Raw genomic sequence first — 26,899 nt, 5'->3', positions numbered from 1 at the left:
GGCGCCTGCACCGGCGCCCGCGCCTGCTCCCACGCCGAGGCCGCAGATCGAGGCCGCCCTGCCCCCGCCGCCACCGCCGGTGAAGCCGGCTGATCCCGCACCCGCGCCGAGCACGGACGGCGGACCCAGTGCCGCCGCCCTGGCCGACGATCCCACGATCAAGAGCCTGACCGCCAAGATTGCCGCCAATCCTGACGACGTGAACGCGCTGTACCGGCGCGGCCAGGTCTATGCCAGCAAGGGCGCCTACTCGCTCGCCATCAAGGATTTCGACGACACCCTCCGGATCAATTCGAAGGACGTCGAGGCGCTGAACAACCGCTGCTGGACCCGCACCGTGGTCGGCGATCTCCAGGGCGCGCTGAAGGATTGCAACGAGGCGCTGCGGCTGCGGCCGAACTTCGTCGATGCACTGGACAGCCGCGGCCTCGTCAATCTCAAGTCGGGCGCGGTGAAGAATGCGATCGCCGATTTCGACGCGGCCCTGAAGATCAACCCGCGCCTGACCTCCTCGCTCTACGGACGGGGCCTTGCCAAGCAACGCAACGGCTCGGCGCAGGAAGGGGCGCTGGACATCGCCAATGCCAAGGCGATGGACCCGAACATCGTTCAGGAATTCGCAAGCTACGGAGTGCGTTAGTATTTTTTTGAGTTGCGCCCGCCCCGAGACTCGAACCTTGAACAGCCCTGGGAAGACCAATGGGCGGATGCCGCAACGGGCCTTTTCGGGGGTGGGTTGCTTGAATTTGAGATCACGCGAGCTGGCTGCGCAGGAGGGACTGGCTATGAGATCGGCTGCAAAAGGGCTTACCGCGATTCTGTCCATCATCACCGTCGGCGTCACGCTGTCGCTGCCGACCTCGGCCGCCTATGCGGGCGATGACGGCAACAGCAAGAACGTCACCGAGGACGAGATCGTCCGCGCGCTGGCACCGGCGCCGAAGAAGCCCCTGACCCGCGGCCTCTCGATCGGTCCGCAGACCGAATCCGCGCCGAACGCCGCGGAGACCAAGCTGCTGCAATCCGTGCGCGGCCGCTCGACGCGCTCGCTGTCGTCGACCGAGCGCGAGGAAATCGCCTCCGTCGCCAAGGACAAGCCGAACATCGATCTCGAGATCACGTTCGACTACAACTCCGCCAATATCAGCGCCAAGTCGATGCCCTCAGTGCAGGCGCTCGGCCGCGCGTTGACCAGCACCGACCTGAAGGGCTCGACCTTCGTGGTCGCCGGCCACACCGACGCCGCCGGCGGCGAAGCCTACAACCAGGACCTCTCGGAGCGTCGCGCGGACGCGATCAAGCGCTATCTGGTCGAGAAGTACAGCATCTCCGCGACCGATCTCGTCACGGTCGGCTACGGCAAGAGCAAGCTCAAGGACGCGAACCAGCCGCTGGCGGAGGTCAACCGCCGCGTGCAGGTCGTCAACATGGAAAACAAGACCACCGCATCGAAGTGAGCGCGACGTATCCTTTGCAGTGACAAGTCGTGATGTGGTGTAAGGTCTCGCTTCCAAAGCGCGTCCCGCAGCCTTGCGGGACGCCGCTTCATTTCAGGGAAACGCTCCGTTTGGACCTCGCGCGGATGGCCGTGAGCCAGGTCAGGATGATCCGGCGATGAATTTGACTGAATATCTCAAGCCGGCCGGAACCGTGGCGTTCGTCGTCGTGCTCGGCGTCGGCTATTATCTGTTCGAGCATCGCAAGCGTCCCGAGCCGAAGGAGACGCAAAGCGAGGCGCTCGTCATCGTGACGAAGTCGACCAATGCCTGCTTCTCCGATCTGGTGCGGGTGACCGGCTTCTTCGTGCCGCGCCGCGAGGCGGTGGTCGTGGCCGACCAGGAAGGCTCCAGGGTCACCGACCTCCTGGTCACCGAGGGCACGATCGTCGCCGACAACCAGGAGCTGGCGCGCCTGACTGCGCCGCCGCAGATTCCGGGCCAGCCGCAGCGGCCCGGCCCGCAAGGCCCGATCTCGCTGAAGGCGCCCGCGCCCGGCCTCGTCACCGAGGTCCGCACCATCGTCGGCGCGCCGACCTCGCCGCAGGCCGGTCCGATGTTCCGCATCGCCGTCAACAACGAGATCGAGCTCGATGCCCAGGTCCCGGCGGTACACATGTCCAAGCTCACCTCCGGCGCCACCGTGCGCATCAGCCGCGACGACGCGCCCGATCTGATCGGGCGGGTCCGGCTGGTTGCCCCCGAGATCGACCGCACCACGCAGCTCGGGCGGGTCCGCATCAGCGTCACCAACAACCCCTCGCTCAAGGTCGGCGTGTTCGCGCGCGCCTCGATCGACGCCAAGCGAAGCTGCGGCGTCTCGATCCCCAAGACCGCCATCGATCACCTCACGGTGCAGGTCGTCAAAGGCAACGTCGTCGAGACACGCAAGGTGCGGGTCGGATTGTCGTCCGACAGCGCGACGGAAATCCTGGAAGGGCTCGAGGTCGGCGAAATCGTCGTGGCCGACGCCGGCTCTTCGCTCCATGACGGCGACCAGATCAAGACCATGTTCGCCGATGAACTCGATCGCACGCGGGTACGCTGATGGCTCTCAATATCTCGGCATGGTCGATCCGTCATCCGCTGCCGTCGGTCGTCTTCTCGATCATCCTGCTGGTGCTGGGCTGGGTGTCCTTCACCAAGCTCGCGATCACAAGGCTGCCCTCGGCCGACATTCCCGTGATCTCGGTGGCGGTGTCGCAGTTCGGCGCAGCGCCGGCCGAGCTCGAATCCCAGGTCACCAAGACGGTTGAAGACGCCGTCTCCGGCGTCGAGGGCGTCAGGCACATCACCTCCTCGATCACCGACGGGCTGTCGGTCACCACGATCCAGTTCGCGCTCGAGACCAACACCGACCGCGCGCTCAACGACGTCAAGGACGCGGTGACGCGCGTGCGCTCCAACCTGCCGCAGAACGTCACCGAGCCTCTGATCCAGCGCGTCGACGTCATCGGCCTGCCGATCGTGACCTATGCCGCGATCTCGCCCGGCAAGACGCCGGAGCAGCTCTCCTATTTCGTCGACGACGTGGTCAAGCGCGCGCTGCAAGGCGTGCGCGGCGTCGCCCAGGTCGAGCGCATCGGCGGTGTTGAGCGCGAGATCCTGGTCTCGCTGGATCCCGATCGCCTGCAGGCGATGGGCCTGACCGCGGTCAATGTCAGCCAGAGCCTGCGCGGCACCAATGTCGACGTCGCCGGCGGCCGCGCCGAGATCGGCAAGAACGACCAGGCGATCCGCACGCTGGCCGGCGCCAAGACGCTTGGCGATCTCGCCGGCACCATGATCCCGCTGTTCGGCGGCGGCGAGGTCCGGCTCGACGATCTCGGCACCGTCACCGACACCATCGCCGACCGCCGCACCTTCGCCCGCTTCAACGGCGAGCCGGTGGTCGCGCTCGGCATCAAGCGCTCCAAGGGCGCCAGCGACGTGAAGGTCGCCGAGGCCGTGCAGAAGCGCATCGACGCGCTGAAGGCCGCCTATCCCGACGTCGACCTGAAGCTGATCGACACCTCGGTGGAATACACCAAGGGCAATTACCACGCGGCGATCTCGACCCTGTTCGAAGGCGCGATCCTCGCCGTCATCATCGTGCTGCTGTTCCTGCGCGACCTGCGCGCGACCATCATCGCCGCGATCTCGCTGCCGCTGTCGATCTTCCCGGCGTTCTGGGCGATGGACCTGCTTGGCTTCTCGCTGAACCTCGTCAGCTTCCTCGCCATCACGCTCTCGACGGGCATTCTCGTCGACGACGCCATCGTCGAGATCGAGAACATCGTCCGGCACATGAACATGGGCAAGTCGCCCTACCGGGCCGCGCTCGAGGCCGCCGACGAGATCGGCCTCGCCGTCATCGCGATCTCGCTGACCATCATCGCCATCTTCGCGCCGGCGAGCTTCATGTCGGGCATTGCCGGACAGTTCTTCAAGCAGTTCGGCATCACCGTCTCGGTGCAGGTGTTCTTCTCGCTGCTTGCCGCGCGCTTCGTCACGCCGGTGCTGGCCGCCTATTTCCTCAAGCACAGTACGCATGAGGAGCCGCCGCCCGGCCGCATCCTGCGGTCCTATCATGGCATCGTCGCCTGGTCGGTGCGGCACTATTTCATCACGGTGCTGATCGGCCTCGGCATCTTCGCGGCCTCGATCTGGAGCATCACGCTGCTGCCGCAGGGCTTCCTGCCGGCCCAGGACAGCGCGCGATCCCTGCTTGCGCTCGAGCTACCGCCGGGCACCCAGCTCGCCTACACCGAAAAGGTCACCGAGGACATCGTCGCGCGCCTGCGCAAGCGGCCCGAGGTCAAGAGCATCTTCGTCGATGGCGGGCGCGTTCCGCCGGGCACCCAGGAAGTCCGGCGCGCCGCCCTGATCATCAATTACACGCCCAAGGACAGCCGCGACATCACCCAGCGCGAGCTCGAATTCTCGATCAGCCAGGAGCTGGAGAACGTTCCCGATATCCGCTTCTGGTTCCTGGACGAGAACGGCCTGCGTGCGATCTCGCTGGTGGTGACCGGCGTCGATCCCAACATCGTCAACAACGTCGCGAGCGAGCTTGCGACGCAGATGAAGCGCATTCCCACCATCGCCAACGTCATCTCCGAGACCTCGCTGGAGCGCCCCGAGCTGCGCATCGAGCCGCGCGCCGATCTCGCCGCACGGCTCGGCGTCTCCACCGAAAGCCTGTCGCAGACCATCCGTGTCGCCACCATCGGCGACGTCGGACCGGCGCTCGCCAAGTTCGACGTCGGCGACCGCCTGGTGCCGATCCGCGTGCAGCTCGAGGATGCCGCCCGCGGCAATCTGAAGACGCTGGAGCAGCTCCGCGTGCCGCTCGGCGAGCGCGGCGAGAAGGGCGGCGTACCGCTCTCGGTCATCGCCGACGTCAAGCTCGACCAGGGTCCGACCAGCATCGGCCGCTACGATCGCGAACGGCAGGCGACCGTTGCCGCCGACCTCGTCGGCTCCGCCGCGCTCGGCGATGCCACCAAGAAGATCTACGACCTGCCTGTCATGAAGACCCTGCCGAAGGGCGTGAAGGTCTCGCCCTCGGGCGATGCCGAAAGCCTGAACGAATTGTCGGAGGGTTTTGCGACCGCCATCACGGCGGGGCTGATGATGGTGTACGCGGTGCTGGTGCTGCTGTTCGGCACCTTCCTGCAGCCGATCACCATCCTGTTCTCGCTGCCGCTCTCGATCGGCGGCGCGATCGCGGCCCTGCTCGTCACCGGCAAGCAGCTCACCACGCCGGTGTGGATCGGCATCCTGATGCTGATGGGCATCGTCACCAAGAACGCGATCATGCTGGTGGAATTCGCGATCGAATCGATTCACGCCGGCAAGCCGCGCGAAGAGGCCATGATCGACGCCGGCATGAAGCGCGCTCGCCCGATCGTGATGACCACGATCGCGATGGCCGCGGGCATGATGCCGAGCGCGCTCGCCGTCGGCGCCGGCGGCGAGTTCCGCTCGCCGATGGCGCTCGCGGTGATCGGCGGCCTGATCTTCTCGACCATTCTGTCGCTGGTGTTCGTGCCCGCGATGTTCATGGTGATGGACGATTTCGGCGCCCTGATCTGGCGCTTCGCCAAGCGGCTGATCGTGCACAGCGAGGACGCGGAGACGGATCATCATGGGGCTGCGCCCGCGGAAGCCAGACCGGCGCCCACGAACGTCGCGCGGCCCGCGGCGGAGTAGGGTCCAAGCGGCTTGGAAGCCCGCGGTGGGGCAAATCGTTTGCTCGCGCTAGCCTATGGCATGGCCTTTGAGCGTATAACAATGGACCCTGCCGTCTGCACCGGGAAAGCTTGCATTCGCAGGCTGCGGTTTCCTGTCGCTCGATTGCTCGGCCTGCTGGCGGCAGGCGAGACGCACGAATCGATCCTCAATGATTATCCGTATCTCAAGCGCGAAGATATCGATGAGGCGTTGCGATACGCGGCGTTCCTCGCCGAGGACATAGCCGTCGATCTGTCCTCACCCGCCGACCAAAAGTGAATTGCTCAACCTTACTCATTCCGCGCGATCGCGGTCAGCTTGGTCATGTTCCGCAGCAGGATCCGGCCGCGCTGGAGATCGAGGATCGCGTCCTTGCGCCAGGCCTGGAGCTGGCGGTTGACGCTTTCGCGGGCGGCGCCGACGAAGACGCCGAGCTGCTCCTGCGAGATGTGGACCTCGGAGCCGAAATCGGCCGCGAGCGCGCACAGCCGCCGCGCCAGACGCACCGGCAGCGGCTGCAGCATGGATTCTTCCATGCGCTCGCTCTGCCAGCGAATGCGCTGGCACAGCAGCGCGATGATCTTGATGGCGACCTTGGGCTCGCGCTCGAGGAAGCCGAGGAAGTCTTCGCGCCGCAGCACGAACAATTCACTGACCTCGCCCGCGGTCGCATCGGCCGTGCGGTTCTGGCCGTCCAGCACCGCGACCTCGCCAAACAGGTCGCCCGGCCCCATGAAATTCAGCGTCAGCCGGCTGCCGTCGGAGGCGCCGGTCTCGATGCGGACCTGGCCGCGGCGCACGCCGAACAGCGCGTTCCCGGGATCGCCCTTCTGGAACAGCACCTCGCCGTTGGCCAAGTGCTGGGTGTGGCAGAGATTGGACAGCCGCTGGAGCTCGTCCGCGCCGAGATCGGCGAACATCGGGTTCATCTTCAGGATGACCGCAAATTCGGCCTGCTTGCTCATTTCAATGTCCTTGTGAACGTCCTGGTCATCGTTCTTGGCAAATCGCTTGAAACCATCAACTTCAGGATCGCGTAAAACCGCGCCGGAGAAGTGTGTCATAAGTCACATAACTTTGCAGCACCCTCCGACTATTTTTACGCGCTTGGAGCCGCTTCCCGTCCGGGGATAAACTCCGGGCGGAAAGGACGGGTGATCTGCCGGTTCGACGCGGATTGTCCGTCACTGGAAAGTCGACATGAGAGCATTGAAATTCGTCGGCGGGGCTTTGGCCGCCGTCATGGTCGTGATCGCACTTCTGCTCGTGGTCGGGGTCCCCTCGGGTTTCCTGACCTCGACGATCGCCTCGCGCCTCGAGAGTGCGACCGGCTATCGCCTGTCGATCGACGGCACCACCAAGATCAGCCTGTGGCCGACGCTGAACGTCACGCTGAACGACCTCACGCTGGCCGACCCCAAGGACCGCAGCGGCATCACGCGCCTTACGATCGACCGCGTGCAGGCCGACATGTCGCTCGCCAGCATATGGTCGGGCAAGCCAGAGATCAGCGAGCTCGTCGTCACCCATCCCGTGCTCTACCAGCCGCTGCTGCGCGAACGCCTGCCGAATGCAACCGCGCCTTCGAAGCCGCTCGCGCTCGACACCAGCGGCGCCACCATCGAACGCATCAGGATCACCGACGGCGAAGTCGCATTCTCGCGCCTGCGCGACCGTGTCGAGAGCCGCATCAGCGCCATCAACGCCGACGCCGTCATGGACCGCGACCGCAAGGTCAATATCACCGGCACTGCGCGCGTCGGCGAGCATCCGACCAAGTTCGACATCAAGGCGGCCACACCGGCCTCGCCGGCCGAACGGCCGACCGTTCCGGTGGATTTCGCCGTCGACATGCCCAGCGTGCTGAAATCCCAGCTCACCGGTCACGCCGAGATGCGGCTCAACGGCAATGTCGTGATGATCAACGGCGTGAACGGCAGGCTCGGCGACGGCGCCTTCAACGGCTGGGCTTCGGTCGACATCGCAAGCAAGCCGCTGGTCAAGGTCGACCTCGACTTCCAGCGGCTGACCATGCCACTGGCGAAATCGCCGGAAGGCGTGTCCGGGCAGCCCTGGAGCAATGCGCCGATCGACGTGTCCGGGCTCAACTACGTCGATGCGCAGGTGCGGATCTCCGCGAGCGAGGCCGTGATCGGCGACGCACGCATTGCGCCGCTGGCGCTCGACGCCAAGCTCGCGGGCGGCGTGCTCAAGGCCGGCACGGCCAATCTCGGCGCCTATGGCGGCCAGGTCTCGGGCGAGGTGATCCTGGACGCGACCACCGGCGCGCCGAGCTTTGCCATGCATTCCGACCTCGTCGGCGTGCGCGCGCTGCCGCTGCTCCAGGGCCTTGCCGAGTTCGACCGCATCGACGGCAAGCTGCAGGCCAAGCTCGCCTTGCGCAGCGCCGGCAACAGCCAGCGCGCGCTGATGGCGAACATGCAGGGCACGGCCTTCGTCAATTTCCAGGACGGCGCCATCCGCGGCATCAATGTCGCGCAGATGATCCGCTCGCTGACGACGGGCACGCTCTCCGGCTGGCAAGACAACCAGAACAGCAGCCAGAACAGCAACCAGGAGCAGAGCACGGATCTGTCGCAGCTCTCGGCCTCCTTCCGCATCGACAAGGGCCAGGCGGTGACGACCGACCTCAACCTGATCGGGCCGCTGGTGCGCGTCACCGGCGCCGGCACGATCGCCCTCGACACCAAGATGATGGGCTTTCGCGTCGAGCCGAAGCTCGTGATGACGACCGAAGGCCAGGGCCGCGCCAACGAGCCGGTCGGCTTCGGCATTCCCGTGATGATCCAGGGCTCCTGGTCGCAGCCGCGGATCTACCCTGACATGGCCGGCATGCTGGACAATCCGGACGCCGCCTATGCCAAGCTGCGCGAGATGGGCAAGGGCCTGTTCGGCCCCGATGGCGCCGGGCTCGGCAACATCCTCGGCAGCCTTGGTAATAGCCTTGGGCTAGGTGGCACCGCCGCACCCGGCGGCGGCAATGCAACCGGCAATGCCAATCCGCAAGCTCAGCAACCGGGGCAGAACAATCTGCTCGGCGGCCCGCTCGGGGAGGCGATCGGCAACCTGATTCAGCAGGGACTCTCCAGCGGCGCGGGAAGCGGCACTGGCACCAGCCGCAGCCGCAGCCTGCCGGCAACGCCCTCCACGCCGGCGCCGCAGGCCTCCCCTGCCGCCCCCGCCCTGGAGGACCCGCCGGTGGCGCAGCAGGACAGTCAGCCAATGAACGACGTGCTGCGGCAGCTCTTCAATCGATAAGCTCCCTCCTTCGAACGGATCGGGCCGCGACCATCGCTGCCGGTCCACCTGCCCAGGTGACAGAGGTAACCACACCGGCCGGTCCGCCGGCCGCATGACGGCCCTTCGGTCCGAATTATGGTAGAACGGCTTGGAAGGGCCTGTACGGCCCATAGCGCGCGGCGTCTGTGGCGGCGCGAGAGGATCGGGATGGCAGGAGCGAACGACAAGACACGATCTCTGCGCGAGGGCCTGTTCGCGAAATATGTCGTCTCCCTCGTCGGCCTCGTCGTGTTCGTCCTTGCCGTCAACGGCGCGATGGAGACCTGGATCTCCTACCGCGCCACACGGACCCAGCTGACCGACGGGCTGGAAGACAAGGCGCAAGGCGCCGCCCGACGCATCGAGCAGGCGATTTCCGAGCTCGACCGCCAGATCAGCTGGGTGACGCGGGCGAGCCAGGACACGCTGGAGAAGCGCCGCGCCGACTACGCCTCGCTGCTGCACCAGGTCTCGGTCGTAAACCAGCTGTTCCAGCTCAACGGCGACGGCCGCGAGGTGCTGCGCGTCTCCCGGCAGTCGACCACGACCGGCGGCAATGCCGACCTCTCCCGCGACATGCGCTTCACCGAGGCCGTCGCCCGCGGCGTCACCTACGCGCCGGCCTGGTTCGCCGACCGGACGCCGTTGATGTCGATCTCGGTGGCGCATTCCGGCTTCAATGCCGGGGTCACCGTGGCCGAGATCGACCTCAGCTTCCTCTCCGACTTCCTGTCCGACGCCCAGGTCGGCAAGGCCGCCTTTGCCTATGTCGTCGATCCGCGCGGCCGGGTGCTGGCGACGTCATCGAAGGGGCCCGAGATCGGCGCGGACCTCTCCAAGCTGCCGCAGGTGGCGGCCGCGATTGCGCCCGGCCACGAAGCCGAGACGTCGGGCACCGACTTCAACGGCCATGCGGTGATGAGCGCCGCGAGCATCGTGCCGAAGCTCGGCTGGAGCGTGCTGTTCGAGCAGCCGACCACGCAGGCCCTGATGCCGATCCGCGACCAGCTGGTGCGCATCGCGCTGCTGATCGGCATGGGCCTGATGGTCGCGATCCTCGCCGGCACGCTGCTCGCCCGCCGCATGATCATCCCGATCACGGCGCTGCGCGACGGCGCGCAACTGCTCGGCGCCGGCGATTTCAGCCACCGCATCGACGTGCACACCTCCGACGAGCTGGAAGACCTCGCCGGGCAGTTCAATCGCATGGCCGACCAGATCCAGGAGACCTATTCGAACCTGGAGACCAAGGTCGAGGAGCGCACCCGCGATCTCGCGCAGTCGATCCACGAGCTCAAGGTGCTCGAGGAGGTCGGCCGCGCGGTGGCCTCCTCGCTCGATCTCAACGCGGTGCTCGCGACCATCGCCGCCCGCGCGATCGAGATCACCCATGCCGATGCGGTGCTGATCTACGGCTTCGACGCCGAGGCGCGCCGCTTCAACCTGGTCGAGGCCAACGGCATCGACACATCCGCCGAGGGCGCGCATGTCACCATCGCGCAAGGCGGCAACATCCTGAGCGATGCCGCCGACAGCGGCGCGCCGATCGCGCTGGCCGAGCTCGGCGATGCCGCCGAGCAGCCGCTGCGCGAGGTCGCGCTCGCTGCCGGCTTCAGCTCGGTGCTGGTGGTGCCGCTGATCGACCAGCAGGGCACGCTGGGCTCGCTCGTGGTGCTGCGCCGTGCCGCGGGCGCGTTCGCGCCCAGCATCATCGGCCTGATGCGTACCTTCGCCAACCAGGCGGTGCTGGCGATGCGCAATGCGCGCCTGTTCACCGAAGTCGACCACAAGAGCCACGCGCTCGAAGCGGCGAACACGACGGTGCGCGCCCAGGCCGACAAGCTCCGCGAGCAGACCGAGCAGCTCAAGGACTGGAACAAGTCGCTGGAGGAGCGCGTCAGGACCCAGCTCGGCGAGATCGAGCGCATCCGCAAGCTCGAGCGTTTCCTGGCGCCGCAGGTGGCGCAGCTGATCGCCTCCTCCGACAGCCCCGAGGGGTTGCTGACCAGCCAGCGCCGCGAGGTCACCGTGGTGTTCTGCGATCTGCGCGGCTTCACCGCGTTCACGGAAGCGACCGAGCCGGAAGAGGCGATGAACGTGCTGCGCGAATATCACGCCGCGCTCGGCCAGCTGATCTTCAAGTACGAGGGCACGCTCGACAAATATGCCGGCGACGGCGTGATGATCCTGTTCAACGCGCCGATCCAGTTCGAGGACCACACCAAGCGCGCGGTGAAGATGGCGGTGGAGATGCGCGACACCATCGGCCCGTTGACCGAGCGCTGGCGCAACCGCGGGCATAGCCTCGGCTTCGGCATCGGCGTCGCGCTCGGCTATGCCACGCTCGGCCAGGTCGGCTTCGAGCAGCGGCTGGAATATGCCGCGATCGGCAGCGTCACCAACCTCGCCTCCCGCCTCTGCAGCGAGGCCAAGCCGAACCAGATCGTGGTCAGCCGCCGCGTCTATGGCATGGTCGAGCCCTGGGTCGAAGCCCGCGCCCTGGACGATCTCCAGCTCAAGGGCTTCAATCACCCCGTGCTGGCGATGGAGATCCTGAGCTGGCGCGGGGCGGTGGAGAACGTGGTGGATGCCACGGCGGTGCGGCGGCGGGGGTAGCCAAACAAAAAGTGCGAAAACAACCCCATGCACAGTAGGCGGGGGTAGCGGGATCAATGACTTACGGCAGCCCCCCGCGCGTACCCACGCGATTTGACCCCTCGGGCAAAACACCGGCAGATTGGCAGCATCCGAGACGCCTCTCACGAACCACATCCCTCCTCCCTGCGACCAACCATCGCCTCAACGGCGAGGCGGATTTCGCGGGAGACGACCGGTGACGCTTGCGCTGCCTTCGCGTGCCTATGATTTGCAGATGCTGGACCGGCCCGCGGATCGCGCGCGCGATCAGGGCTGGGTGTTTGGGCTGCCGCCGGGCATTGCATCGGAGCAATGGCCGCTCGATCCCGTCACCGGCCATCCCTTGATGCACGGCTTCACGCTTAAGCTGCCCGAGGATTATCGGGTGCACGGCGCGGACATCGTCGCGGTGTCGTTCTTCGCGACGGCGCCCGATCACAATGACGGCGGCGCGCCCGACGATCCCGAGATTCGCGAGGCGGTGCTGGCGCGGCCATCGCATCCGCGCCTGTCGCGCATGACCGACATTCTCGACTACGAATATGCCGCGCTGCTCTTGACGCGGGCCGAATATGACGGCGCGTTCGCGACACCGCCGGCACCGCTTGCGCTGGCAACAGTGGAGCGGCCGCGCTGGCTCGACGTCGGCGGCGCCAGTGCCTTCTTCGAGGCCGCGCCTAGCTACGCGAAAAAGATGTTTGCGGCCCCGTCGCGCGCCGATCTCGGCGAGACGCGCGCGATCGCTCTGACGCCGCGCGCTGATGATCCCAACGCCGGCAAGGGTCCGCAGGACGAGTATGTGCGCGAACATCCGCCGACCGGCTATCAGCCATATTACTACTATGTCGGCGGCAGACCGGGCCGCGACAATTTCCGCCTGCACGATTGGGCCAAGGATCACGCCCACAACCATCTTGGCGGCACCATGCGGCCCTGCCAGGCCGTGCCGGAGATGAGCCCGTTCTACATCGAGTTCGAGGAATATTTCGGCGGCTACAATTTCGGCGGCGGCAACGCGCAGCTCGACTTCAAGGATATGAAGTTCGACTGGGCGTGCGGGTGAAAGAACAGAGATCGCGCAGGAATCCGGGCTAGGCGATGATACGAATATTCACGGCGTCATGCCGACAAACGGATTGACGATGGTGAGACCGCCGATGCTGCGGCCGTGCTGCATGTCCTCGGTGTACAGCACGTCGCAGCCGGCTTCGATCGCCGCAGCGATGATCAGCGCGTCGAAGAAGGTGAAGCCGTCGCTTCGGGCGAGCGCGAGGGCGCTGACGTGGGTGTTCAGCGTGATCGGCACGATGTCATCGAGAGAAACACGGAACTGCTGAAGCGCGAATTCGATCTGCGGCCAGTCGTGACGGAGCTTTCGACGGGCGACGTGGACGAACTCGTTCAACACCTGAACGCTGGCGCAGCCGCCGCGGCTCAGGCACGCGGCCGCCTGCTGCTTTCGTGGGTCGGATGTCACGGTGTAGACGAGGACGTTGGAATCGAAAAACGCCTTCACCGCTCGTTCGCCTCATCGCGGTCGAACTTGTAATCGGGAGGAAGCGCCCAATTGAGGGAAGCGAGGTTTTCGATCGCACGGCGACGCCGCTCTTCCTTGGTCTCGACCTCGATTGTGCCCTTGCGGGCAGCGACGACGTCAATTTCATCGCCTTCCTTGAGGCCAAGTTCATCCACCAGGGCTTTGGGCAAGCGCACCGCGAGGCTGTTGCCCCATTTGGAGACCTGCACGGCATCCTCCAAGATATACATCTACTAATGTATATCATAGCGTGGATATTATTCCGCTTCAAGCTCCCCGGTGAGCGCTCACACCCCCCGCTTCGGCCCGAGCGCCTCGAACCCGGCCTTTTGCTCATCGCTCAAGTCCGCCTGGAAATCGTCGAACGCATCGCTGATGGCGCCGACGGCCTGCAGCATGGTCTGCAGCCGCGTCTTCACGGCGGCGAGGCGGGCCTGCGGGGTTGCGGCCGGCTCGCTCGGGCAGGCGCTAAGCGTCTGCATGGTGCGGAGCGTGGTGTCCTGTAGCACCTCGAAGCGGGCGCGGGCGACATCGTCGAGGTGCAGCGTGGCGGCCATCTCGGCGGGCCATTGCTGCTGGACGAGCTGCTCGTATTGACGCTGCGCGTTTTCGTCAGAAACAGGATCGTAATCCGCCTGGCAGGCCTTGGCCGCCTGCGCGTCCTTGCTCGCGGTCTTGTCGGCGTTTTTGGATTGATACGATGCCAGCATGGCGCGACGTTCATGCGCGAGGGCGTTGAGCCGGGCTTTCTGGTCGTCATTGAGCAGGCCGACGAATTTCGACAGCGGCGCCTCCATGGCGTCGACGGCCTTGATCATGGCCTCGATGCGCTCGCGCATCAGGCCGAGGCGCTCCGCCGCATTGGCAGGGACCTGCGCCGGGCAAGCGGTGCGGATGGTGTCGCGCGCGGCATTCCAGGCGGATGAGAGCTCGTCGAGCGCGGTACGCTGCAGCTCGTTCGGTGCTACGGCGCTCGCGATGCGCTCGACCGGCAGGCCGCCGGTGTCGCTGGCCTCGCACATCGTTTCCGCGGCCGGAATTCGTCGCGCGCGACGACCTTGCGGCACGGTGTAGGCGGCAAGCTCGGTGGCGGCATAGGGCGTGAACAGCGCGGCATAGATGTCGCCGTAGCCGTAGAGCGAGAGGCTCGTGGTGTCGCCGAAGATGATTGCATTGGTGAGATCGTCATGCGCGAACGGCCAGAACACCGGGCCGACCCAGCCGTAGCTGCCGTCGGGATGACGCCACCAGCCCTGCGGGCGGCGGCCGCCTTGCCATCCCGCCAGCGCAGCCTGCGCCGTGAGCGCCGCACGCAGCACGTAAGGGTTCGATAGCTGGCCGCGCTCGGCCCCGCGCGGGTCTTGCGACCTCAGCGCAGCGGAGCGATAGCGGCCACCGCGCACCGCCATGCGGGAATGGCGCAGGCGCGACAAGCCGATCACGTGGCCGACGGCGAAACGCGCAACGCCGAGCGGACCGCCGCGCAAGCCGAACTGCGCCTCAGCCCTACCAGGCAGCAGCACGGCCGCAATCAGCAGGGTCGCACCGGCGAGCGCCAGTCCCATGCGTCCCGGCATGATCGCTGACTTAACCACGGGCTTGATCACGTCCCTCCCTCCCGCGTGCGCAATGCGTCGCATCTCAATGACGCGCGAGGGAACCGAATGTTCCAGACAGACACAGGACAATGCGTCGCAACGCGCGCCGGCCGTGCCGGTGCGGCGTCACTCCGCCTTTTGCGGCATCACGAAGGTCTGGCCGGGATAGATCAAGTTGGGGTTGTGAATCTTGTCGCGATTGGCCTTGAAGATTACCCCGTAGCGGGCGCCGTCGCCGTAGGCGAGCCGGCTGAGCGCCCACAAGCTGTCGCCGCGGGCGATGATCCGGCTGCCGCCGGCGGGCTCGGCCGGTGCGGCGGTGAGCGCCTCCGCGGGCGAGGCGGATGCCACCGCGGTGCCCGCCGGCGCATGCGCGAAAGCTTTGGGCTTCGGCGCGCCGATCAGTTTCGGCCGGGCCGCTTGCTTGTCGGGCACCGAGGCCAGGCGCGGCGAGGCCGACGGCAGGGCGGCGACGACATCCGATTTGTCGTCGGGCTTCTCGGCCTGCTTGGTCTCCTGCTTCGCGACCGGCGGCGTGCGCACGGGCGGCGGCGCCGCCGCGGCGATGGTGACCGGCATGGTCCGGCCGGATTCGGTGACCGTGCCGTCCGGTGCCTTGGCCCGGAGCGTCAGGTCATAAGAGCCGGCGGGCAGTTGCGGCGGGGTCATCACGAACTGGCCGGAGGCGTCCGCAACCACGCTATCGAGCGGCTTGCCGTCGCGCAGCAGCTCGACCCTCGCACCCGGCGTGGCGCGGCCGGCAATCACCGCCGCCTCGCCGTGCTCGTCGACGCGGGCGACGTCGAAACGGGGACCGGCGTCCGCAGCCGGCGCCGGCGGCTTGACCGGGACGAGATCGCCGAGCGCAGCCACCTGCTTCTGGGTCTCGGCCAGCGGGCCCGCCTTCGGCTCGGGAGCAGGCGGCGCGCTGCCGGCGAGCTTCGGCTGTTCCGGCTCGAGCCCAGGCTTGAGCTCGGGCTTGGACTCAGGCTTGGACGTGTCCGGCTTGGACTCCACCTTGGCTTCAAGCTTGGGCTCGACCTTGGCCTCGATCTTGGGCTCGGCCTTGGCCTCCGGCTTGGCAGCGACGGTGACCTTGGTCCCGTCCGGCAACAGGCGGCGCAGCTCGGTCGGGCCGATCACCAGCGCGGTGCCGACCAGCGCGAGCAGACAGAAGGCGATGAAGGCCTTGGATGCGGTGATCATTTGAAAAGGACCTTGGGTGGCAAATCAGCCGAGGTCGGCAAGGTGCGCCGATTTGGCTGCGGCAGCAAGACTGCCGATGGGATTATGCCTCCGTCCAGGCGCGCGGGATGAACCGGCGCGACCATGCGGGTGTCCAAGTATCAAGGCCGCCTCGCGGCATTCTTCAAGGGAATTTTTGCCGTGACCGTATTTTCCCGTGCCGCGCGACCGCTGGCGCTGGTGCTGACGCTGGCCGCTTCACCCGCTTTGGCCGCCTCCGGCCCGCCGCCCGGCTTCACGCTCTCCGACGATGCCGATCTCGCCTTCGCCTCGCCCGACGGCGCCACGAGGCTCGAGCAGTACATGAAGGAGGGCGAGGATTTCGACATCAAGTGGCAGGTCTGGGCGCGGCGCGGCGAGGAGATGCGCGAGCTGAAGCCCGAGCAGAGCTATCCGGCCGGCTTCCGTTTCACGGCCGACTCGCAATGGCTGGTGCGCATGCAGAAGACCGGCTCGGGCGAGCAGGATCTCTTTCTCTACCATGTCGAGAACGGCGCCTTCGTCAACGCGACGAAGACATCGCTCAGCGATCTCGCCTGGGCCTATTTCCACAGCCGGCCCGACACTCGCAAGATGAAGCTCGACTACCACATCTCGGCCAATCTGATGAAGGGCACCGAAGATGGGTATCGCTGGCTCGGCGTCGACTGGCCCAACAACCGCTATCTCCTGATCTCGCTGTCGGGCGAAATGGACAAGCATCCGAAGAACGTCGCGGTGAAGGGATTGGCGGATTGGAAATGCCGGTATGACCTCAAGACCGGCAAGTTCGACGTCCCGGCGATGTTCGCCAAAGGCAATGCGGAAGCCCTGAGGTGGGAAATCAAGCGCTGAGGGTCCCGCGGTCTCGCCGCAATCTCCCGTGCGATGGAACCAACCCTCTGTTGTTTTCCTAACCCTTTGTGGTAACGGGGTCTTGTCGGTTTTGCAGCATCTTGCATCCCACGGGAGGACTGGGATGGGCGCATCGATCCGATGGACCGCGCGAACGCGCGCGTTGCTCCGCCGTTGGCGCGGGGCGCCGCTGACGTGGCTGATCGCCGGCGGCTTCGTGCTGATGCTTGCGACCGCGATCGGCACCGCGCTCACCGTCGACCGCTTCCGGCAAAACGCCATCGAGAGCGGCCGCGACAGCCTGGAAAACGCCGTCCGCATGCTCGCCCGGCATTTCGACCGCCAGTTCGAGGACTTCGCGGTGCTGCAGAAGAGCATCATCGCCGAGCTCGAGAGCCACGGCATCGAGTCCGCCGAAATCTTCCGCAGCGAGATGGGCACGCTCGCCGTGCATGAGGTGCTGCGCGCGAAAGCCAGCGGCTGGTCCGACGTCGCCGGCGCCAATCTGTTCGATTCCAGGGGCGTGCTGATCAACTCGTCGCGGCAATGGCCGGTCGCCGACATCTCGGTCGCCGACCGCGGCTACTTCAACCGTCTCAAGGACGATCCGGCCGCGCAGGAGCACGTGGAGGTCGTGCCCGGCCGGTTCGGCAGCGGACCGGCGATCGTGTTCGCACGGCGCGTCTCCGGACCGCACGGCGAGTTCCTCGGGCTGGTCACCCGCGCGATCGCGCCCGAGCAGCTCGAATCCTTCTTCGCCTCGACCGGGCTCGGCGAGGATTCCTCGATCGCGATGCACCACCAGAACGGACAGCTGCTCGCCCGCATTCCGCATGTCGAGGCGCTGATCGGGCAGAGCTTCCGCAACGGCACGCCGGAGCAGATGGCGGTGTTCGCGCGCACCTTCGTCACCACCCAGCTCGCAAGCCCGATCGATGGCAAGGACCGCATCGTCGCCTCGCGCCTGCTCGCCGGCGAGCCGCTGGTCGTGGTCGCGACCAAATCGCTGGATGCGACGCTGGCGACCTGGCGCACGCAGACGAAATTCTTCGTCACCATTGCCGTGGTGTCGATCGGCCTCTTGGTGCTCACGCTGTTTCTGATCTTCCGCCTGGTGACGCACCGGCTCTCGCTCGAGAAGCAGCGGCTCGACACCGCGATGAACACGATGACGCAGGGCCTGTTGATGTTCGACCAGGACGAGCGGCTGATCGTCTGCAACCGCCGCTACATCGAGACGTATGGGCTCTCGGCCGCATTGGTGAAGCCCGGCGTCCACTTCCGCGACGTGATCCGGCACCGCCGGGACACCGGCTCGTTCGAGGGCGACGTCGAAGCCTATTGCGACGACATCCTGAGCAATATCGGCCGCACCCAGAGCGCCGTCGTCGAAACCGCCGACGGCCGGCTGATCGAGATCAAGAACCAGCCGGCCGCTGCCGGCGGCTGGCTCGCCACCCATGACGACGTCACCGAGCGGATCCGCGCCGACGAGCGCATCGCCCATCTGGCGCATTACGACGCGCTCACCGATCTGCCCAACCGCGTGCTGCTGCGCGGACATCTGGAACGCCGCGTCGCCGAGCTCGCGCAAGGCAAGCCGTTCGCGATCCTCTATATCGACGTCGACGAGTTCAAGGGCGTCAACGATTCGCACGGGCACGAGGTCGGCGACGAATTGCTGCGCCAGGTGGCGAGCCGCCTGCGCGCCTGCGTCAGCGGCAACGACATGGTCGCGCGGCTCGGCGGCGACGAATTCGCCATCGTCAAGGCCGCGACCTCCGATCCGGCCGAGCTGACGGCACTGGCGGAAACCATTCTCAAGGCGTTGCGCGCGCCGGTTGACTGCAAGGGGCACGAGATTCCGACCGATGCCAGCATCGGCATCGCCATCGCGCCCGACCATGGCGACAATCTCGACGATCTGCTCAAGCGCGCCGATCTGGCGATGTACGCGGCGAAGTCGGAAGGCCGCCGCACCTTCCGCCTGTTCGCACCCGAATACGACGCCAAGGCGCGGCAGCGCCGCCAGCTCGAGCTCGACCTGCGCCAGGCGCTCGCGCGCGGCGAGTTCGAGGTGCACTACCAGCCGCTGGTCGACCTCACCGCCAATGTCGTCACCGGCTGCGAGGCGTTGCTGCGCTGGCGCCATCCCGAGCGCGGCATGGTTTCGCCGGCGGAGTTCATTCCGGTCGCAGAAGACACCGGCCTGATCGGCGAGATCGGCGAATGGGTGCTGAAGCAGGCCTGCGTTGAGGCCGCCTCGTGGCCCGGCCGGATTCACATCGCGGTCAACGTCTCGCCGCTCCAGTTCCGCTCGCGCACGCTGGCGCTCAAGGTCGCCGCCGCGCTCGCGGAGTCCGGGCTCGCGCCGGGGCGGCTCGAGCTCGAGATCACCGAGACGGTGCTGATCCGCGACGACGCGGAGGCGCTGGCGATCCTGCAGCAATTGCGCGAGCTCGGCGTGCGCATCGCGCTCGACGATTTCGGCACCGGCTATTCGTCGCTGAGCTATCTGCACCGCTTCCCGTTCGACAAGATCAAGATCGATCGCAGCTTCATCAGCGACATCGGCGAACCCGAGGATTCCTCGCCGATCGTGCAGGCCGTGGTGCACATGGCCGCCGCGCGCCACATGGCGACGACGGCCGAAGGCGTCGAGACCGAAGCGCAAGCCGAGGTGCTGCGCCAGCTCGGCTGCAGCCAGATGCAGGGCTGGCTGTTCAGCCCGGCGGTGCCGGCCGCGAAGCTGAAGCAACTGCTCGCGGCGCAGGCGGTCGCGGCCTAGGGCGGCGGCTCCCTCATCGGAGACGTCCGCAGCCGCTCATCCCCTCACCGCCTGCCTTGAAAATTTAGGATCAAACCTTGCGCCTTGCGGTTATCGCCTCGCTGAGACGGTCGGGAACTCCGGCCGACGGGCCCTAGTCGACATTGCATCACGCGCACCACAGGCGGCTTTTCGTCCGCACTGTCCTGCGCGCGCGTGCGTGAAACGAGCGAGGTGACATGGCGATCTTGGCGTTCAGAATCTTGGCGTTCAGAATGATCCCTCTCGTCGCGGTTGGGGCCCTGATCGGGCTCGCCGCGGAGGCCCGCGACGACGGGCGCTACGCGAACTCTCCCCTCAAGGGCTGGTTCGAGAGCCTGAAGAGCAAGGGCGGCGGCCCCTGTTGTGCGGATGCCGACGGCACCGCGCTCGACGACGTCGACTGGGAGACGCGGGACGGACATTACCGGGTGCGGCTCCTCGGCAACTGGGTCGAGGTGCCCGACGACACGGTCATCACCGAGCCCAACCGCGCCGGGCGCACCATGGTCTGGCCATATTACGTCAACGGCCGTCCGATGATCTGCTGCTTCATGCCCGGCAGCATGACGTGAACCGGGACGAGCGTCCGCAAGGGCGGGACGCTCACATCGATCGTCGGGCCGCCTGCACTTCGACGAATTCGGCGTCGGGGTGGCTGACGATGGTGGCGACCCAGATGCCGCTGATGATCAGCGACCAGGCGGTGTTCCAACAGATCCAAAACACGATCCAGCCTCCCTCTTCCTTTTCTCACGCGGCAGAGCGATGCCGCCGTCCCCACGCCAGGCCGCCACGATGGCGAGGCGCTATTTTGATTTGGTCGGCGGCGGTGCCCGGTCGGTTTGGCCGGTGTGGCGCTTTGCCACGACGTCCCCGTCGCGCTCGCCCTCGTGCGGGCGCGGCGGAGGCCTGGGCTGGCCGGCCTGACCGCCATGCTTGCCGCCCATGTCTGGCTTGCCTTCGAGATCGTTTTCGCGGGGCATGCCGGTTCAATGCGTTCGCAGCGCATTGGTTCGCAACGGCATCGACTGTTTCCGCCCTGTGAACGGCCTCATAGAACCGCCGCTCTTTGCAGTGCAGGATGGCGGACGCGGCCCTCGGCCTCGCAGCTTGCACCGACGGATTGGCCTGATGCGAAAACGCCTCATCGTCTGGACGCTCATGACGTCCGCCCTGGTCGCGGTGACCGTGTGGACCATGCTCGGGCCGCCGGACCGCCCGCCGGGGCCGCATTTGCCGTCCCGCACGGCGGCGGTGCGCTGACACGCCATCCCGCGACCGATGCGATTTCGGCATCGATCGATCCCATCTGGATTTTGGTGCGGCGGCGCGTCTCCCGCTATCCTCGCGGCAAAACGACAACGCCGCGAGCCGGCTTTCAGGAGGAGCCCATGTCGAGATCGATCCGACGCATCGTATCGCGCGTGCCAGGCGCTGCGATCGCCGCAACCCTGTTCGCTTCCATCACCCTCGTTTCTGGAGTCCGTGCCGGCATGGCCGAAACCTTCGCCTATGTCGGCAATGCCGACAGCAACGACATCAGCGTGTTCAAGATGAGCGAGAGCGGCGAGATGACGCCCGTGCAGACGGCCGCCTTCAAGGGCGTCGAAAAGCCGGGCTCATCGACACCGCTCGCGATCTCGCCCGACCGCCGCGTCCTGATCGCCGGAATCCGCTCGCAGCCCTATGTCGCAGTGAGCTTTGCGATCGATCCCAAGACGGGCGAGCTCAGCCATCTCGGCAACGGACCGCTCGCCGACAGCATGGCCTATATCGCCACCGACCGCAGCGGCAAGTTCCTGCTCAGCGCCTCCTATGGCGGCAACAAGGTCGCGCTGAATCCGCTGCTTGGCAACGGCGTCGCCGGCGAGCCCAAGCAGGTGATCCCGACCGGGCTGAACGCCCACGCCTTCCTGCCCTCGCCCGACAACCGCTTCGCGTTCGCCACCAATCTCGGCTCCGATCAGGTGCTGGCCTTCGCGTTCGATGCCGCAGCCGGCACGCTGACGCCGAGCGATCCGCCGGTGCACAAGGTGCCGGAGAAATCGGGGCCGCGGCACTTCGTGTTTCACCCCGGCGGCAAGTTCGTCTATCTCCTCCACGAGCTGAACGGCGACGTCGCGGCATTCACCTATGAGGCCAGGAGCGGCGCCTGGGACGAGATCCAGCGCACCACCGCGCTGCCGGAGGGGTTTTCCGGAAAAGAGCCTGATAAGAAGCCTTGGGCCGCCGACATCCACATCACCCCGGACGGCCGCTTCCTCTACGCCTCCGAGCGCACCACCAGCACGCTCACCGCCTACAAGGTCGACGGCTCGAGCGGCAAGCTGACCACGATCGGCAGCGTGCCGACCGAGAAGCAGCCGCGCGGCTTCCAGGTCGATCCCGCCGGCCGCTATCTCGCCGCCGTCGGCGAGCTCTCGGGCAGCATGACGGTCTATGCCATCGACCAGGGCAGCGGCGCGCTGGCCAAGCTGAAATCCTACCCCACCGGCAAGAAGCCGAACTGGGTCGAGTTCCTGAACCTGCCGTGAGGGGCCGTCGCCGGCCTACGTAGTCATCCGTAATTTCGCGAGGCCCGGCTTGGCATCATATTTCGGTCATGGACCGGCAGATTGTCTTCAAATGCCCCCAGACGGGCCTGAACGTGCAGCATCGGCTCACCGACGAGCCGGCTGACCGCACGCACGTATCCGTGTCCTGTCCGGCCTGCACGCGTCTGCATCTGCTCGAGCGGGCCAGCGGCAAGCTGCTGGGTGATCGGCGCCGCTGACGGCCTGAGATCTTTGCAGCGAACCTGTTCTCCAATTCCGCGACTCATCAAAGACTTGCTTATCAAAGACTTGCCGCGACTGCCGGCGGCGGCGCTGAGTCCTGTTTTGGGACGACGCGGCCGTAGTGCGGGCGGCAGCCATCTGCTATCGATTGGAGGCACAGCCCCCGTGGAATTTCCGATGCGTCATTTGCCCCGCGCCGTTGCTTCAAGCCTGTATCCCGCAGCCGTCGCCGGCCTGCTCGTCCTCAGCTCCCATCCGGCCGGTGCCGCCGATGACGACGCGCCCAAAGGGCCGGCGGTCACGGTGCTGAAGGTCGCGAAATCCTGCTTCTCCGACATCGTCGAGGCCACCGGCTCGATCATCGCGCGGGAGGAAACCTCGGTGCGGCCCGAGCGTCCCGGCCTGAAGGTCACGGACGTGCTGGCCGAAGCCGGCGATACCACCACGGCCGGCCAGGTGCTGGCACGGCTGGCGCTGCCCGAGGGCGGCACGCTTCAGGTCACCGCCCCCGTGGCGGGGGTGATCGCAACCTCGACCGCGCAGATCGGCAACTTCGCCTCCGCCAAGGGCGAGGCGCTGTTCACGATCGTGGCGCGCAGCGAGTACGATCTCGTCGGTCTCGTCGCCACCACCGATGTGCGCAAGCTCGCAGTCAATCAGCAGGCCACCGTCCGGATCGCAGGCGCCGGCGATATCAACGGCAAGGTGCGCCGCATCGGCCCGACCGTCGAGCCGAACATCCAGCAGGGGATGGTCTATATCGGCATCTCCTCGCAGAAGCGGCTCTTGCTGAATGCCAGCGGGCGCGCGCTGATCAAGACCGGGCAGAGCTGCAACGTCGCGGTGCCGCTGACATCAGTGCAATATTCGTCCGCCGGCACCGTGGTGCAGGTGATCCGCCGCAACCGCGTCGAGACCAAGCGTGTCGAGGTCGGCTTGATGTCGGGCGGCAATATCGAGGTCCGCGACGGCCTCAACGAAGGCGACGTCGTCGTCGCCCGCGCCGGCGCATTGCTGCGCGAAGGCGATCCGGTGCGTCCGGTGATGGCGAGCGCGGAAGCGGCGAAGTAGCGGCGCGATCGTCATTGCGAGGAGCTCTTGCGACGAAGCAATCCAGGGTCTCTCCGCGGAGGGATTCTGGATTGCTTCGCTGCGCTCGCAATGACGATGCAGGTACAGTGTGCCAAAAAAAACTGGGCCCCGGCTCAGCGTCGCATCATTGCATGATGCGCCGCGTCCGGCGCACGAGACGTCGCAAGACCTAAGAAAAACTAACCGCCGGCTTCGCCGAAACGGACGTCTTCGAGCAACGACGACGACACGGTCGGGACCTGGTCGCCTTCGCTGGCGCGGGAGATGGCGAGGCGGGTCTTGTTGAAGACGCTCTCGGCGCTGCCGGGCTTGCTGAGATTGTTGAGGAACTCGCTGACCAGCACGCTGTGCTCGCCCTTGCCGTCGTCGACGACCTTGCCGGGCGAGGCGGAGGTGAGGATCAGCGCATTGTCGGACGCGCTAATCGGCGCGAGACCGTGGCTGTAGGAGCGGAAGCGGCGCTCGTAAGGATTGCGGCGGGAGGCGTCGACCACGACGAGCTTGGCCTTGGCACCCTGCTCCTTCATCATGTCGAGCACGCCGTCGATGGAGACGCCATGGCGGCGGACGTCGCCTTCCTTCCAGATCACGGCATCGACCGGCAACATGTAGCTTTCGCGGCCGGCCTGCACGCCGTAGCCGCCGAAGAACAGCATGACGACGCTGTCGCGCGTGATCCGGGACTTCAGGCGGGTCACGGCACGGACCATGTCGTCCTTGGTCGCGTCTTCCACCATGTCGACGTCAAAGCCGTTCTTGCGCAGCGACGAGGACAGCGCGCGGGCGTCGTTGATCGACTGCGTCAGCGGCGCGCTGGCGTCGGGATAATGGCCATTGCCGATGACGAGCGCGAGGCGCGAGGTCTGGCCGATCGAGCCGGTGATCTGGTCGGTCGAGACGGCCTTGGCGGCATCGATCGCACGCATGTTGAGAGCAGCATGGGCGCCGATCACCAGCGACACCGTGCCGATGAGGGCTGCGGCGACGGCGATCGTACGTCTGGAAAGGTCGAGCTGCTTTACATTCATCTCGCTTCGTTTCCTGTGCCAAAGACCGGCCAAGCGCGCGCACACTGTTTGAGTAGCGCGATAGCGTCTTTAGGTTTGAGGGATTGGCCGGGGAAGTGCCCCCGAATTGCGCGCAATTTGCGGCGCCGCACCAAACAAACCCTTAACCGGATATCGCCCCTGGGGCAATAGATTGCCCCAAATTTGAGCTAAGTAGCTGAATGTGTTCGTTAATTCTCCGGGTTGGATTCCTGCATCATTGGCTTGCCCGTGGCCTTCCGGAGATCGACTATGCAGCCCTCGTGCCGGCTTTTCCGTGACGTTCATCACGTTTGTATTTCCTGCGAATCCGGGTAGCCTTTTCAACGACTTGCAAGGGGGTGGCGCGCAGATGCCAGCGTGCCTGATATCCCCGACCAAGGCCCCCGCGACCAGGTATTTCATGAGCTTTCATTATTTTGCCGGCGCCGCCTGCCGGGCGCTGACGGCGCGGAAGGACGGCCCCTCGCTTTACGACGTCTGCGATCCCGTATTGTCTGATACGGCCAGCGGCGATCCGCATCTGGCCAAATTCTACAAGACCGCGCTCGGCAATCCCGCGCTGCGGATCCTGCTCCGCCGCGCCGGCCTGCCCGAGCTGCGCGACGAGGGGATGCTGACGCGGCTGCGCGCGGCGCTCACCCGGGCCCGCGACGAGGCCGAGCCCGACTGGGCGGCGGTCGGGCAGCCGATCGCCGATCTCGTCGACGGCATCACGCTCGACCATCCCAGGCCGCCGCCGGTGCCGTTCAACGCCGCCATGCCGCAGATCGCGCAGATCGACGGCGTGATCCGCGATTGCGCGCAGCATCTGCTCGGCTCCTACCGCCGCAACGGCTTCCTGCCGACCTATGCCGCCTTCAACCTGATCGGCGATCCTGATGTCCGCGGACGCGAGCTGATCATGGCGCTCACGGGCCTAAACGCGCGCGGCTACAAGAATTCCTCGCTGCTGTTCAACCTCGCCCGCGTCTTCATCGCGCGCTCGCCCGCGCGCGCCGTGGTCAATCCGCCCTGGAAGGGCATTGCCGAGCCGATGTGGGAGCCAGTGCAGATCCGCCATCGCTCGGCCTATTACGACGCGTTTTTCATCGAGGCCCTGCTCAGCTTCGTCGAGACCGGACTCGCCTCGGTCGCCGACAAGATCGCGGCGGAGCGCGCGATCGCCGACATGGTCGATTTCTGCATCAACATCAGCCGCGAGGAGGTCGAAGGCTTGGGCGGCGCGCGCTTCAACGTCATCACCGCCTTGGCGCCGGCACCGCATCCGCGCTTCTCCCGCTACTTCGCGCAGATCAAGCAGGACCTCGGCTTCGGCATCTACGTGCCGGATTGCGACACCACGGCCTGCTCGATCTCGGCGGCGACACAGGCCGGCTGCCTTGATGCCATCATCGACCAGCCGCTCCTGGACTTCTATGCAGGCTATCAGGTGCGCGCCGGCGTCAACGAGCCGCGCGTGACCGTGCCGCTCAACGACAATATCGACTATGAGGGCGGGGTTGCGACCTGGATCGACAATCTTAAGGGCGAGCGCCCTTACGGCAACGATCTCGATCCGACGCTCAACCTCGACATTCTCGAGGTCAGCTTTCGTAATCTCGCGCGCTGGAAGGTGTTGGAGACGCCGGCGCGGCTCGCCACCGTCCATCGCATCATCGGCTTCCAGAAGCGCCTCGCGGCCAGCGGCGCCTTCGCCAATCCGCGCGCGCACATCTATTATCTGCCGGAGCTCTACAGCGCCTATTTCGGCCGCTGTTATGCCGCCTTCCTGGCGCTGCCGCTGGCGGCGCAGGCCGCGATTGATCCCGCCGGCGATTTCGACTTCATCCGCCACCGCGTGCTGTCCTACGTCAAGGGCGAGCTGATGGCGGCCGAGATGAACGTGTTCGACGCCGCGCTGGCGCTGATCGCGCTCGGCCATCTCGGCGCCGACCCGCGCACCTTCGCACCGGCGCTGAACGTGATCGTCGCCGGGCTCGGTGAAGGCGGCCGCCGCGGCCCGTTCCGCGCCTATGAATGGAACAAGATGAAGACGCCGACGCGGATCCTGGTCGGCGGGCCCGAGGTGACGTCGGCCTTCGTGCTGATGGGGCTGGCGGTGGCGAAGCGGGCGATGGCACGGGGGTGAGCTCGGGCTCCGAGCGCAGGTCTCGTAGGGTGGGCAAAGGCGCGGAGCGCCGTGCCCACCATCTCTCGCCGCGCAAGACATCGTGGGCACGCTTCGCTTTGCCCACCCTACGGGACTGCTGCGCGTCCGGGACACGAGAGAGGCGTCGCAAAATGACAGGAAGTTGAAAGCCAATCTGTTCG

24 protein-coding genes are annotated in these 26,899 nt (G+C 66.4%); 16 read left to right on the top strand and 8 right to left on the bottom strand.

The window, feature by feature from the left end; all coding sequences use genetic code 11:
• From XI05_RS12120 to XI05_RS12100, 5 genes are all read left to right on the top strand, one after another.
• Positions 1 to 640: tetratricopeptide repeat protein (locus XI05_RS12120; RefSeq protein WP_271501812.1), on the top strand; the 640-nt coding region annotated here is incomplete at its 5' end.
• A 145-nt stretch (positions 641 to 785) separates the two neighbouring features.
• Complete coding sequence (locus tag XI05_RS12115; RefSeq protein ID WP_172789297.1) at positions 786 to 1,457, top strand: OmpA family protein; 672 nt, start codon at positions 786 to 788, stop codon at positions 1,455 to 1,457.
• A 157-nt stretch (positions 1,458 to 1,614) separates the two neighbouring features.
• A complete protein-coding gene (locus XI05_RS12110; RefSeq protein ID WP_271501810.1) occupies positions 1,615 to 2,544 on the top strand; it encodes an efflux RND transporter periplasmic adaptor subunit in 930 nt (309 codons plus the stop codon).
• Positions 2,544 to 5,690, top strand: coding sequence for an efflux RND transporter permease subunit (locus tag XI05_RS12105; protein WP_271501808.1), 3,147 nt, complete (start codon positions 2,544 to 2,546; stop codon positions 5,688 to 5,690). The genes XI05_RS12110 and XI05_RS12105 overlap by 1 nt, the downstream gene beginning before the upstream one ends.
• 81 nt (positions 5,691 to 5,771) lie before the next feature.
• Entirely contained in the window at positions 5,772 to 5,990 is a 219-nt protein-coding gene (locus XI05_RS12100; protein WP_271501805.1) for a DUF433 domain-containing protein, read from the top strand.
• An 11-nt stretch (positions 5,991 to 6,001) separates the two neighbouring features.
• Here XI05_RS12100 and XI05_RS12095 read toward each other — a convergent pair whose 3' ends face one another.
• On the bottom strand, positions 6,002 to 6,676 hold the full coding sequence (locus XI05_RS12095; RefSeq protein WP_271501803.1) for a Crp/Fnr family transcriptional regulator: 675 nt from the start codon (positions 6,674 to 6,676) through the stop codon (positions 6,002 to 6,004).
• Positions 6,677 to 6,911: 235 nt separating this feature from the next.
• Here XI05_RS12095 and XI05_RS12090 point away from each other — a divergent pair, with 235 nt between their 5' ends.
• The 3 genes from XI05_RS12090 (at position 6,912) to XI05_RS12080 (ending at position 12,711) form a co-directional block, all read left to right on the top strand.
• Complete coding sequence (locus XI05_RS12090; RefSeq protein WP_271501802.1) at positions 6,912 to 8,990, top strand: AsmA family protein; 2,079 nt, start codon at positions 6,912 to 6,914, stop codon at positions 8,988 to 8,990.
• 189 nt (positions 8,991 to 9,179) lie between these two features.
• Positions 9,180 to 11,627 carry an adenylate/guanylate cyclase domain-containing protein gene (locus XI05_RS12085; RefSeq protein WP_271501800.1) on the top strand — a complete coding sequence of 816 codons (2,448 nt, stop codon included), beginning with the start codon at positions 9,180 to 9,182 and terminating at the stop codon, positions 11,625 to 11,627.
• A gap of 217 nt (positions 11,628 to 11,844) precedes the next feature.
• A complete protein-coding gene (locus XI05_RS12080) occupies positions 11,845 to 12,711 on the top strand; it encodes a hypothetical protein (protein WP_271501798.1) in 867 nt (288 codons plus the stop codon).
• A 48-nt stretch (positions 12,712 to 12,759) separates the two neighbouring features.
• Here the strand turns inward: XI05_RS12080 and XI05_RS12075 are convergent, their stop codons facing one another.
• From XI05_RS12075 to XI05_RS12060, 4 genes are all read right to left on the bottom strand, one after another.
• On the bottom strand, positions 12,760 to 13,164 hold the full coding sequence (locus XI05_RS12075) for a PIN domain-containing protein (protein ID WP_271501796.1): 405 nt from the start codon (positions 13,162 to 13,164) through the stop codon (positions 12,760 to 12,762).
• Entirely contained in the window at positions 13,161 to 13,394 is a 234-nt protein-coding gene (locus tag XI05_RS12070) for an AbrB/MazE/SpoVT family DNA-binding domain-containing protein (RefSeq protein WP_271501794.1), read from the bottom strand. The genes XI05_RS12075 and XI05_RS12070 overlap by 4 nt, the downstream gene beginning before the upstream one ends.
• Positions 13,395 to 13,472: 78 nt before the next feature.
• Positions 13,473 to 14,762 (bottom strand): Spy/CpxP family protein refolding chaperone, encoded by a 1,290-nt coding sequence (locus XI05_RS12065; protein WP_271501816.1) that lies wholly within the window; start codon positions 14,760 to 14,762, stop codon positions 13,473 to 13,475.
• 147 nt (positions 14,763 to 14,909) lie between these two features.
• Complete coding sequence (locus XI05_RS12060) at positions 14,910 to 15,989, bottom strand: LysM peptidoglycan-binding domain-containing protein (protein ID WP_271501792.1); 1,080 nt, start codon at positions 15,987 to 15,989, stop codon at positions 14,910 to 14,912.
• 180 nt (positions 15,990 to 16,169) lie between these two features.
• Here XI05_RS12060 and XI05_RS12055 point away from each other — a divergent pair, with 180 nt between their 5' ends.
• The 3 genes from XI05_RS12055 (at position 16,170) to XI05_RS12045 (ending at position 20,243) form a co-directional block, all read left to right on the top strand.
• Positions 16,170 to 16,862 carry a hypothetical protein gene (locus tag XI05_RS12055; protein ID WP_271501814.1) on the top strand — a complete coding sequence of 231 codons (693 nt, stop codon included), beginning with the start codon at positions 16,170 to 16,172 and terminating at the stop codon, positions 16,860 to 16,862.
• Between the two features lie 124 nt (positions 16,863 to 16,986).
• Positions 16,987 to 19,650 (top strand): bifunctional diguanylate cyclase/phosphodiesterase, encoded by a 2,664-nt coding sequence (locus tag XI05_RS12050; RefSeq protein WP_271501791.1) that lies wholly within the window; start codon positions 16,987 to 16,989, stop codon positions 19,648 to 19,650.
• Between the two features lie 254 nt (positions 19,651 to 19,904).
• Positions 19,905 to 20,243 carry a hypothetical protein gene (locus XI05_RS12045; RefSeq protein ID WP_271501789.1) on the top strand — a complete coding sequence of 113 codons (339 nt, stop codon included), beginning with the start codon at positions 19,905 to 19,907 and terminating at the stop codon, positions 20,241 to 20,243.
• 31 nt (positions 20,244 to 20,274) lie between these two features.
• Here XI05_RS12045 and XI05_RS12040 read toward each other — a convergent pair whose 3' ends face one another.
• Entirely contained in the window at positions 20,275 to 20,397 is a 123-nt protein-coding gene (locus tag XI05_RS12040; protein ID WP_271501787.1) for a hypothetical protein, read from the bottom strand.
• Positions 20,398 to 20,477: 80 nt separating this feature from the next.
• Entirely contained in the window at positions 20,478 to 20,654 is a 177-nt protein-coding gene (locus XI05_RS12035; protein WP_271501785.1) for a hypothetical protein, read from the bottom strand.
• Between the two features lie 148 nt (positions 20,655 to 20,802).
• Here XI05_RS12035 and XI05_RS12030 point away from each other — a divergent pair, with 148 nt between their 5' ends.
• From XI05_RS12030 to XI05_RS12015, 4 genes are all read left to right on the top strand, one after another.
• The gene (locus tag XI05_RS12030) at positions 20,803 to 20,934 is read left to right on the top strand and encodes a hypothetical protein (RefSeq protein ID WP_271501783.1); all 132 of its coding nucleotides are present in this window, start codon (positions 20,803 to 20,805) and stop codon (positions 20,932 to 20,934) included.
• 128 nt (positions 20,935 to 21,062) lie between these two features.
• Entirely contained in the window at positions 21,063 to 22,205 is a 1,143-nt protein-coding gene (locus tag XI05_RS12025) for a lactonase family protein (RefSeq protein ID WP_271501781.1), read from the top strand.
• Between the two features lie 68 nt (positions 22,206 to 22,273).
• Positions 22,274 to 22,444 (top strand): hypothetical protein, encoded by a 171-nt coding sequence (locus tag XI05_RS12020; protein ID WP_172789311.1) that lies wholly within the window; start codon positions 22,274 to 22,276, stop codon positions 22,442 to 22,444.
• 181 nt (positions 22,445 to 22,625) lie between these two features.
• Positions 22,626 to 23,519 (top strand): efflux RND transporter periplasmic adaptor subunit, encoded by an 894-nt coding sequence (locus tag XI05_RS12015; protein ID WP_271501780.1) that lies wholly within the window; start codon positions 22,626 to 22,628, stop codon positions 23,517 to 23,519.
• Between the two features lie 200 nt (positions 23,520 to 23,719).
• Here the strand turns inward: XI05_RS12015 and XI05_RS12010 are convergent, their stop codons facing one another.
• Entirely contained in the window at positions 23,720 to 24,568 is an 849-nt protein-coding gene (locus XI05_RS12010) for a caspase family protein (protein ID WP_271501779.1), read from the bottom strand.
• A 421-nt stretch (positions 24,569 to 24,989) separates the two neighbouring features.
• On the opposite strand from XI05_RS12010, the gene XI05_RS12005 reads away from it, so the two are divergent.
• Positions 24,990 to 26,717, top strand: coding sequence for a hypothetical protein (locus XI05_RS12005; RefSeq protein ID WP_271501778.1), 1,728 nt, complete (start codon positions 24,990 to 24,992; stop codon positions 26,715 to 26,717).
• Positions 26,718 to 26,899: the final 182 nt, after the last annotated feature.

The organism is Bradyrhizobium sp. CCBAU 11357, assembly GCF_028128865.1.
GTDB lineage: Bacteria > Pseudomonadota > Alphaproteobacteria > Rhizobiales > Xanthobacteraceae > Bradyrhizobium.
This window is presented reverse-complemented; position numbering and strand designations above follow the sequence as displayed.